This window comes from Clostridia bacterium (genome assembly GCA_028698525.1).
In the GTDB taxonomy this organism is placed as follows: domain Bacteria; phylum Bacillota; class Clostridia; order JAQVDB01; family JAQVDB01; genus JAQVDB01.
Window position 1 is genome coordinate 20,678 of sequence record JAQVDB010000028.1, and the last position, 9,361, is coordinate 30,038.

The 9,361-nt window shown below is 33.8% G+C and carries 9 protein-coding genes, 1 pseudogene and 1 riboswitch; of the genes and pseudogenes, 7 read left to right on the forward strand and 3 right to left on the reverse strand.

Translation table 11 applies throughout. From position 1 onward, the window contains the following. Positions 1 to 48: 48 nt before the first annotated feature. From dapB to PHP06_05650, 3 genes and pseudogenes are all read right to left on the reverse strand, one after another. Positions 49 to 795, reverse strand: a pseudogene (gene dapB, locus PHP06_05640) (4-hydroxy-tetrahydrodipicolinate reductase). A gap of 18 nt (positions 796 to 813) precedes the next feature. Further along, positions 814 to 1,695 (reverse strand): 4-hydroxy-tetrahydrodipicolinate synthase, encoded by an 882-nt coding sequence (dapA, locus tag PHP06_05645; GenBank protein ID MDD3840040.1) that lies wholly within the window; start codon positions 1,693 to 1,695, stop codon positions 814 to 816. Positions 1,696 to 1,708: 13 nt separating this feature from the next. Next, positions 1,709 to 2,716 (reverse strand): aspartate-semialdehyde dehydrogenase, encoded by a 1,008-nt coding sequence (locus tag PHP06_05650; protein ID MDD3840041.1) that lies wholly within the window; start codon positions 2,714 to 2,716, stop codon positions 1,709 to 1,711. Positions 2,717 to 2,856: 140 nt separating this feature from the next. Next, a riboswitch (Lysine riboswitch) is annotated at positions 2,857 to 3,039 on the reverse strand. A gap of 162 nt (positions 3,040 to 3,201) precedes the next feature. Here PHP06_05650 and PHP06_05655 point away from each other — a divergent pair. The 7 genes from PHP06_05655 to PHP06_05685 all read left to right on the forward strand — a co-directional run. Continuing rightward, positions 3,202 to 4,356 carry an amidohydrolase gene (locus PHP06_05655; GenBank protein ID MDD3840042.1) on the forward strand — a complete coding sequence of 385 codons (1,155 nt, stop codon included), beginning with the start codon at positions 3,202 to 3,204 and terminating at the stop codon, positions 4,354 to 4,356. Positions 4,357 to 4,420: 64 nt separating this feature from the next. Then, positions 4,421 to 5,221, forward strand: coding sequence for a hypothetical protein (locus PHP06_05660; GenBank protein ID MDD3840043.1), 801 nt, complete (start codon positions 4,421 to 4,423; stop codon positions 5,219 to 5,221). Positions 5,222 to 5,266: 45 nt separating this feature from the next. Further along, a complete protein-coding gene (locus tag PHP06_05665) occupies positions 5,267 to 5,449 on the forward strand; it encodes a small, acid-soluble spore protein, alpha/beta type (protein ID MDD3840044.1) in 183 nt (60 codons plus the stop codon). A gap of 304 nt (positions 5,450 to 5,753) precedes the next feature. Beyond that, entirely contained in the window at positions 5,754 to 6,509 is a 756-nt protein-coding gene (locus tag PHP06_05670; protein ID MDD3840045.1) for a methyltransferase domain-containing protein, read from the forward strand. Between the two features lie 69 nt (positions 6,510 to 6,578). Continuing rightward, positions 6,579 to 6,779 carry a cold-shock protein gene (locus PHP06_05675; protein MDD3840046.1) on the forward strand — a complete coding sequence of 67 codons (201 nt, stop codon included), beginning with the start codon at positions 6,579 to 6,581 and terminating at the stop codon, positions 6,777 to 6,779. 150 nt (positions 6,780 to 6,929) lie between these two features. Then, positions 6,930 to 8,630 carry a tetratricopeptide repeat protein gene (locus PHP06_05680; protein MDD3840047.1) on the forward strand — a complete coding sequence of 567 codons (1,701 nt, stop codon included), beginning with the start codon at positions 6,930 to 6,932 and terminating at the stop codon, positions 8,628 to 8,630. Positions 8,631 to 8,633: 3 nt separating this feature from the next. Further along, the coding region (locus PHP06_05685) for a hypothetical protein (protein ID MDD3840048.1) at positions 8,634 to 9,361 on the forward strand (728 nt) is incomplete at its 3' end.

Consider the following 9,361-nt stretch of genomic DNA (forward strand, 5'->3'; position numbering starts at 1 on the left):
TTGATCATTTGATGTATATACCGATGTAACACCGCTTTGTTCAAGGGAAAGATCTTGCATGGTGAATATACCGTTTTTCTTTTTGTATATAAATTTAGCCGCTTCTATAGCACCAATGGCAAATATATCCTTTGATTGAGCAGTGTGTTTTATTTCTATAATCTCATCATTACCTGCATATAATACAGTATGTTCACCAACTATAGTTCCACCGCGGACAGCATGTATGCCTATTTCAGAATTGCTCCTTTTGCCTGAATCTTTATCTCTGCCAAAACAAAAGCTTTTAGAGTCCCTATACACTTCATTTATTGTTTTTGCTATAGTCAAGGCTGTGCCGCTAGGGGCGTCTACTTTTTTATTATGATGCTTTTCGATTATTTCAATGTCAAATTTATCTCCTAACACAGCAGTGCACTTTTTAGCTAAGTCCAACAAAAGATTAATGCCTATTGACATATTTGAAGATATGAATATAGGAATATATTCTGATGCTTTTTCTATCAACTTATAATCTTGTTCTGAAAGCCCTGTAGTAGCAATCACTACTCCTGCTTTATTAACCTTTGCATACTCAAGCAGGTCAGGGAGTGCTTCCGGCCTTGAAAAATCAATTATAACATGGTTTTTTATATTACATTCATTAATTGATTTGTATACTGGAAACTTGTTTTTTCTCGATTCAGGAAACTTATCCACTCCGGCTGTAATATTTATTTCATCGTCTTCAGATGCCAAACGAGCTATTACTTGGCACATGGCACCATTGCATCCGTTTAGCAAGATATTTATCATATGTATGTTCACTCCTTATTATAGTTTAAGGCCGTAACTTACCATTTCATCTTTTAATGCGTTCAGGTTTTTTCCATCCATTGTAGTTAGAGGCAGACGAGGATTGCCAAAGTCAAAGCCTAAAAGGTTAAGCGCTGTTTTTACAGGTATAGGATTAACCTCTGAAAACAATGCTTTAACTAATGGATTGATTCTAAATTGGATTTTTCTGCTGGAAGCTATGTCTCCTTTCATAAAAGTTTCTACCAAATCATGCATATCTTTTGGTATTATATTCGCAGCTACTGAAATCACGCCTTTTCCACCTACCGATAAAATCGGCAACACATGATCATCATTACCGGAATAAATGTCTAGTTTTCCTTGGCATTGTCTACTTACTTCCATTATCTGTGTAATATTTCCACTGGCCTCTTTTATTCCGGATATATTCTCAAGGTGAGCTAATTGAGCTACCGTCTCAGGAGAAATATTTAATCCTGTTCTGCCGGGAACATTGTATATAATGATAGGTATGTCTACTGCCTTGTTTATTGCTGTATAGTGTTGGATTAACCCTTTTTGGGTAGTCTTGTTGTAATACGGTGTAACTATTAGCAGGCCATCAACACCTAACTCCTGGGCTTTTTCAGAAATTTTTATTACCTCAGATGTATTATTTCCACCAGTGCCTGCAATTACAGGAACACGATTGTTAACATTTTTTACTGTAAAATCTATCAATGAAATTTTCTCTTGAACAGTCATCGTGGATGGTTCCCCAGTTGTACCGCACACTATTATCGCATCTGTATTTTGGGATAATTGAAAATCCAATAATCTTTGATAGGCATCAAAATTAATTCCATCATCATTAAAGGGAGTGCATATAGCAACCCCCGATCCGGTAAATAAACTCATTTAATACACCCTTTCATTTTTTGCTTTCCCAAAAATTTATTAGTTGTTGAGCTATTTGAACAGTATTTGTTGCAGCACCTTTTCTTATATTATCAGCTACAACCCAAAGGTTAACGCCACTATCCACGCTGTAATCCCTTCTTATACGTCCAATAAAAACTTGATCTTTATCTTGTGCGTAGACTGCCATGGGATACACGTTGTTCTGTGGATCATCTTGTACAACTATTCCTTTTGAATTCTTTAACAAGTTTTTTAGCTCATCCATATCAAAATCATTTTCAAATTCTATATTAATAGACTCGCTATGACCGTGAAATACCGGTACTCTGACTGTTGTAGCGGTGATTTTTAAACTGCTATCGCCTAATATTTTTTTTGTTTCTTCTATCATTTTTACTTCTTCCTTGGTGTAACCGTTATCAAGGAATGTATCTATGTGGGGCAAACAATTACCTGCTATAGGATGTGGAAATTTTTTAGGAGCATTTCCCTTGATACCTTCTTCCAGGTCTTTATATCCTTCCATGCCAGCCCCAGAGACTGCTTGATAAGTGGAAAAAATCACTCGCTTTATTTTATATTTATCATGTAATGGTTTGAGTGCAACAACTGCTTGAATGGTGGAGCAGTTTGGATTTGCAATAATTCCTTTATTCCAGCTGATATCTTGTGGATTTACCTCAGGTACAACCAGAGGAACATCATCATCCATTCTCCAGGCACTGCTATTATCAATTACTACTATACCTTTAGAAGCAACGATGGGGGCAAATTTCTTACTGGTCTGGCCTCCAGCAGAGAATAATGCTATATCTATATTTTTGCCATCAAAGGCTGTTTCAGTCAATTCTTCTATTACATATTCATCACCCAAAAAATTCACTTTTTTTCCTGCTGATCGTTTAGATGCAAACAGATAATAGTTTTTGATGGGCAACTGCTGTTCTTCCAATACTTGTAGCATTTTCATACCAACCATTCCAGTTGCACCGACAATTGCTAAATTGTATTTTTGCATATAATTATCCTCCTCTTATATTTATTATACTATGCAAATTTTATATATTTGATAGAAATAGTGTATATATAAAAATAACTGGTTGAAAGAAAGCAACCAGCTGTTTTCAGTATTGTCTATTAAAAATAGGCAAAAATCCAAAAACAGATAGCGCTCCATCGTCAAGATTAAAAAGATGGCAGTCTTAACGTTGTTGACATTAAGACCAGGATTTAAAGTTCAGGGAGTTTAAACCCTTCGGCACCCTTTCCTTTCAGTTAACGTAATAAGATCCCTGACTCTTCAGCTAACCTACTGATAAAGGATGCGCCTCTATCCGTCTTCATTTTGTTTATTTTATGATAACATTCAATAATGTTCAAGTCAACATCAAATACATTTTATGATTCTGTTCTCATCCCTGTTACAATTAAAAATAAACTTCCACTAATAGTTCAAACACTGTATAATATATATAATTGTTTGACAAAGTGGGAGGGCGTCAAATGAAATTGGAAAAGGATGTTTTGGAGTTAAAACAAGAGGTCTGTAGGTTGAGGAGAGAACTTCATCAAATACCTGAAATAGGTTTTGAAGAATTTAAGACCAGTGAATACATTGTAAAATATCTAAGACAATTAGGATGTTCGGAGATAAGCAGATTAGGTAAAACCGGCATTAAAGCCGTTATAAGGGGAAGGCAAGGACATAAAACATTAGCATTTAGGGCAGATATGGATGCTCTGTTAATAGAAGAGAAGAACAAGAATGATTTTGTTTCAAGGCATGAGGGAAAGATGCATGCATGTGGGCATGATGGACATATGTCTATCATATTGGCTTTTACAAATCTTCTCATGAAATATAAGCACCGACTTAATGCTAATGTAGTGCTGATCTTTCAGCCGGCTGAGGAGGAGCCGGGAGGGGCAGAGCTTATGATAGAAGAAGGGGTATTGAGAAATCCTAAGGTAGATGAAATTTATGGTTTCCACATTTTCCCGGAGCTGGAACAGGGTATGATAGGAGTAATTCCTGGTCCTTTTTTTGCAAGGTTGACTGATTTTGATATCTCTGTCAAAGGCAAAAGCGCTCATGGGGCTATGCCTCATAAAGGGACAGATACTATATTGATAGTATCCCAGCTGATAAATGCATTGCAGGGAATAGTCAGTAGAGATACTGATCCTTTAAAAAGTGCTGTTGTTACCATAGGGAAAATTACGGCGGGAGAAACAAGAAATATTTTAGCTGAAAATGCTTTATTAGAGGGGACTATGAGGACTTTTGACGATACAGTCCATGAGATGATTAAACAAAAAATAACAAAAGTAACAAAAGCAATGGATATGATTCATGGTTCCAAAACCGAATTTATCGACTATGGTGGATATCCTGCAGTAATAAATGACAGAGCTCTTACAGATAAGGTTAAAAATATCATACCTGATTCAATAATAGAGGTTGATCCTGTTATGATAGCGGAGGACTTTTCGTTTTATCAGCAAGAAGTGCCAGGAGTCTTTATGATGCTAGGTAGCAGGAACGAAGAAAAAGGTTTTATTCATCCACTTCACAGCAATAGATTCAACTTTGATGAAGCTATCCTTTTAAAAGGGGTTCAGACATGTAAAGATTTAATAAAAGAATATCTAGTATAAGTTGAAGTGAAACTATCATATTGTTAAAATATTAATATAAAGACTAAATAAAAGGAGCATTATTATGTTTGGAAATTTTTTTAATAAGATGTACTATGGAAATCCTAGAAAAAAAGAAATAACAAAACAAGATATATATAGTGAGAGCAGGATCAAACTTTTCTTTGAGGTACTATCGGTACGGTTTTGGAAGTTGATACAGCTGAATCTGTTGTATTCTGTATTTTGTTTGTCTTTGTTTGCTATCTTTATGACGCTGCAGGGATTTGTGAAATTTGATTTGACGTATATTTTTTTGCTGGTATCTGCTGTGGTCATGGGACCTGCCACTGCAGGACTTACCTATGTGCTGAAGAAGTTTGCACAAGATGAACATGCCTGGGTGTGGAGTGATTTTAAAAAGGCTGCTTTGCGGGATTTAAAGCCCAGTATAGCGATAATGCTGATAAATGTGGTGCTCTACATTTTATTCAGGGTAAACTTGAACTTTTACAGGCAGATGGCGGTGAACAATAATACTTTGTTTATGGTGTTGTTTTTTTTAATGATAGGAATAGCAGTAGTATTTTTTATGATGAATGTATATATATTTCCTCTGTTAGTATCATATGAGCTGTCTGTGAAAGATATATATAAGAATGCTTTTATATTTACCGTTGTAAAGCTGCCTTATACATTTTTAATAGCTTTGTTATGTGCAGCGATAATATTTTTCAGCACTTATATTCCATTGACTATCATACTCATATTTGTTTTTACTATAAGTTTTGTAGGGTTGATAATAAACTCCTTTGCAAATTATGTTTTTGATGAACTGATGAAACCTCAAGAGCCGGATAAACAGGAACAAAACGATCAAGAATAGTATAAAATCTTCTTTTTACCATATACTATCATCAGAGGTGATGCTATGGGCAAAGGGAAACCGACAAATATTACAAATAATAGTTTGAAGTATAAAGCAGCGCAGCAATTAGGACTTTTGGACAAAGTAAAAAGTAAAGGATGGGCTAACCTGACGGCACAGGAGACCGGAAGGATTGGCGGGGTTGTAACAAAATTGAAAAAGCAAAAAAAGGCAGCTAATAAATGAAGGGAGAACCGTTCTTTTATGAAAGAATGGTTCTTTGTATTTTAGTCGAATATTCATGAGCAGTTCAATAACCTTATGTATATCAGTTCCTGTTCGATACTTAAATTCAAACTTTATAAAGGGAGCATATAATACCCGGAGATGCGACTAATGTAGCGCATTATACATTTGCGCTAGATTGCGGAGCACGAAGGGTATTATATGCTCCCGATACTGCTGTATTTATTACTTAAATATAGATTATATTAGCATTAATAAGGTATAATTAAAATAAAAAATTATTCATAGCAGAAAGGTGAATGATATGCCTATATATGAGGATTTTGCATATTTTTATGATTATCTGATGAGGGATGTTGACTATGATGGATGGTTTGATTATATACAACAGATATTAAAACTAAACGACTTTATGCCTGAAAGTGTATTGGAGTTAGCGTGTGGGACGGGGAATATGAGTATAAGGATGGCTAAAATGGGGTTGGATGTAACAGCTGTGGATATGTCCGCTGATATGTTGAATATAGCTGAACAAAAGGCTGTACAAAATGGTGTGGATATACGTTTTATACAGCAGGATATTACACAATTAGAAGTGCATAAACCCTTTGATCTTATATTGTGTTTATGTGATAGCATAAATTATATACTTGAACATGAAAAAATAGAGCAATTATTCAGGAGAGTAAAGGAATCATTGAATAATAATGGTATTTTTATATTCGATATCAATTCACGCTATAAATTGAAGGATATCATAGGTTGCAATACATTTGCAGAAAGCTATCAGCAAGTTTCATATATATGGGAGAATTATTATGATCAGCTAAACCATCAGAGTGAATTTTATCTTACTTTTTTTATCAATAAGGGGGAGCATTATATCAGGAAAGAAGAAACCCATTATCAAAGAGCATATACTATAGATCAAATATTGGAATCTTTACACAAGGCAGGATTTGACGATGTTGACACTTATGAAGCTTTTGGTTTTGAAAACCCTACCGAATGTTCGGAAAGAATAAATTTTGTTGTAAAAAATCAAAAAACAGTCATTTGACAGCATATATACTTTATGATAAACTCTAATAAATAATATTTTTTAAAGTTTGTAGGAGGAATGTTTATTATGTCAACAGGTAAAGTTAAATGGTTTAATTCCAAAAAGGGCTTTGGATTTATTGAAAGGGAAGACGGAGATGATGTATTCGTACATTATTCAGCAATAGATATGGACGGATTCAAAGTTCTTCAGGAAGGCCAGGAAGTTGAATTCGATATAGTGGAGGGAGAAAAAGGACTGCAAGCAGCTAATGTAAAATCTATATAAGCTTGTAGATGTGAAAATGGCAATAAATAAATAACTATGAAATCAAAAACCCGAACTTGTGCAGTTTGGGTTTTTATATTTTAGTTTTTTAAGTTAAAATAGTGTATAATAAATTTGATGAATAAAAACAGATTGGGAGTACGTAGTAAAATGAAACGAAAAAAGGTGTTATCCTTCAATAGGGATGGGGACTTTCACTACAAACTTGCAGAAAAATACTTTATTAGGAATGATTACATCAATGCCTTAAAGTTTTATCGAAAAGCGGTAGATAAAGAACCTAAAAATTTAGATTATAAGATTAGGTTGGCTACTATTTTGACTGATATGGATTTTTTTCATCAATCCAACAATATATTGTTTCATATAATAAGTAAGGATCTGGATTGTCCTTATTGTTATTATCTTATGGGGTGTAATTATTTAGCTCTTAGTGAGTATGAAAAGGTTATAGATTGTTTTTATAGGTATATAGAATTAGATCCTGACGGGGACTACTATGATTATGTAATTAATATCCTTAATGTATTGGAAACCCAGCAAATGATTATAAACGAGATAAAAAGGGTGGATGATGAATATAGGGAAATGTATACTCTTATCAGCAAAGGAAGAAAGCTGATGGTAGAAGGTGAATATAGCAAAGCTATCAAAAACATGGAAAAAGCCCTTGATATTGACAGTTCAATGATTGATGTGAAGAATAATTTAGCAATAGCCTATTATTATATATTTGATATAAATAAGGCAATAGAGATAAGCAGGCAGGTTATTGAAGCACAGCCGGATAATTTGAATGCGTGTTGTAATCTGTCTATTTTTTATAATGCAATAGGACAACATGAAAGCAGTGAATATTTTATGCGAAAAGCCGAAAGGTTGCTTAAGGATGAAAGTGACATAGATTATCTATATAAATTTTGTGTTACATCTTGTAAACTAGAATGTAACGAATTGGCCAATAAATATTTAAAGACCCTTGCTTATCAGAAGCCTTATGATTGTATAATTTTACATTATTTAGGCGTTTCCTATATGAGATTAAAAAAGTTTAAGAAGGCTATTGATTGTTGGGATAAAATAATTAGGATAAAAAAACACGACTCTATTGCACTGTATTATAGAAACCAAGCTATGGAAGCATTGAAGACAGGGAAAGCTCCTAAATCTTTAAATTACGAGTATCAAGTACCTGAAGAAGAATTTATTAGAAGAATCAAATTGATCAATAATTTATTTTCCTGTTCAAAAAATAACTTCAAAAGAAAGTGGGAGCAGGATGCTGAAATAAGGGATCTTTTGCATTGGGGACTGGATCTTTATAATAATGATATCAAAGCAGGAATATTGAATTTGTTGGGAAATTTGGACAGAGAACAATGTGAGCCGATATATAAAGAGTTTATAAAGAGACCAGATGAAAGAACAAAACTAAAGAGAATCGCACTTGAAATATTGAGCAAAAAAGGGGCTAAAGGTCCTTATATAGCATTTATGAAGGGAGAATATGTAGAAGTAAAAGTTTGCAAAAGGGGAAAACCAGCTAGGAAGGCAAAAAAAGAGGATATTTGCAATTTTATTATAAATAGCATGAAGGATAGATATGAGGATTTAGACAGTGAGTTGATACGTGAACTTTGGAAAATAGTAATTAAATCCCGAGATAATTTCAAACGCCCGGGAAATTTAAATCCAGATGTTTTAGCGGCAGCTTTTGAATATTACTATTGTAGGGAAAAAGGGATTCAAATGACACAAAAGGAGATTGCGAGATATTATAAAATAAGCGTATCAACTTTATCTAGAAGATACAGATTATTGGTTAAATTGATTAAAGGTGAGGAAGTATAGTCGATGAATATCATTGATTTTGATGGCAAATTTAAGCTCTATATTAAAGAATGGATGAAGGATAATTTACGAAAGTATCAAAATGTAGAAGATATGGAGGAAGAAATACCCGAATTGTATCTAAAATGGGTAAAAACTCCTCAAAAATGGCTGAAAAATATTTCCCCATTGGAATATTTTGATTCGATTTTATGTCCGGATATACTCATTGAGATGTTGGTTAAGTATGTTAATTCTGATTACAATGTTCCTGATTTATTGTTAGATAGGATAGCGGACATGGGCTCAGCTTGTGAAGATAGATTGATGCAAGTAGTGTGTGATGAAAATAATGTTAAAGAGTTAAGGATTATTTCGGCAAGTTTATTAGTTGAGGTTAGTACTGAAAAATCCTTAAAACAATATATAAATTTGATAGAACAACAACAAGGAGAGGGCCAGCTTGTAGACTATGCTGCAGGAGCTCTGATAAATTTAGGGGAGTTAGTCAAAGAACCGATATTGGAAGCTATCCAACATACTACAGTTGCAGCAGTAAAAATGGTATTTATAGATATATTGTCTAATTTTAAGGGGGATAAGAGGATATATAATTTGTTAGTTAATGCATTTCTATCATCCCCAGACAATAAAATGGTTTATGCTTCATATCTGGCTAAATACGGGGATAAAGATGCGTTAAATATACTTGAGAAAGTAATAAGGGAACCGGATATAAGCTATTTGGATTA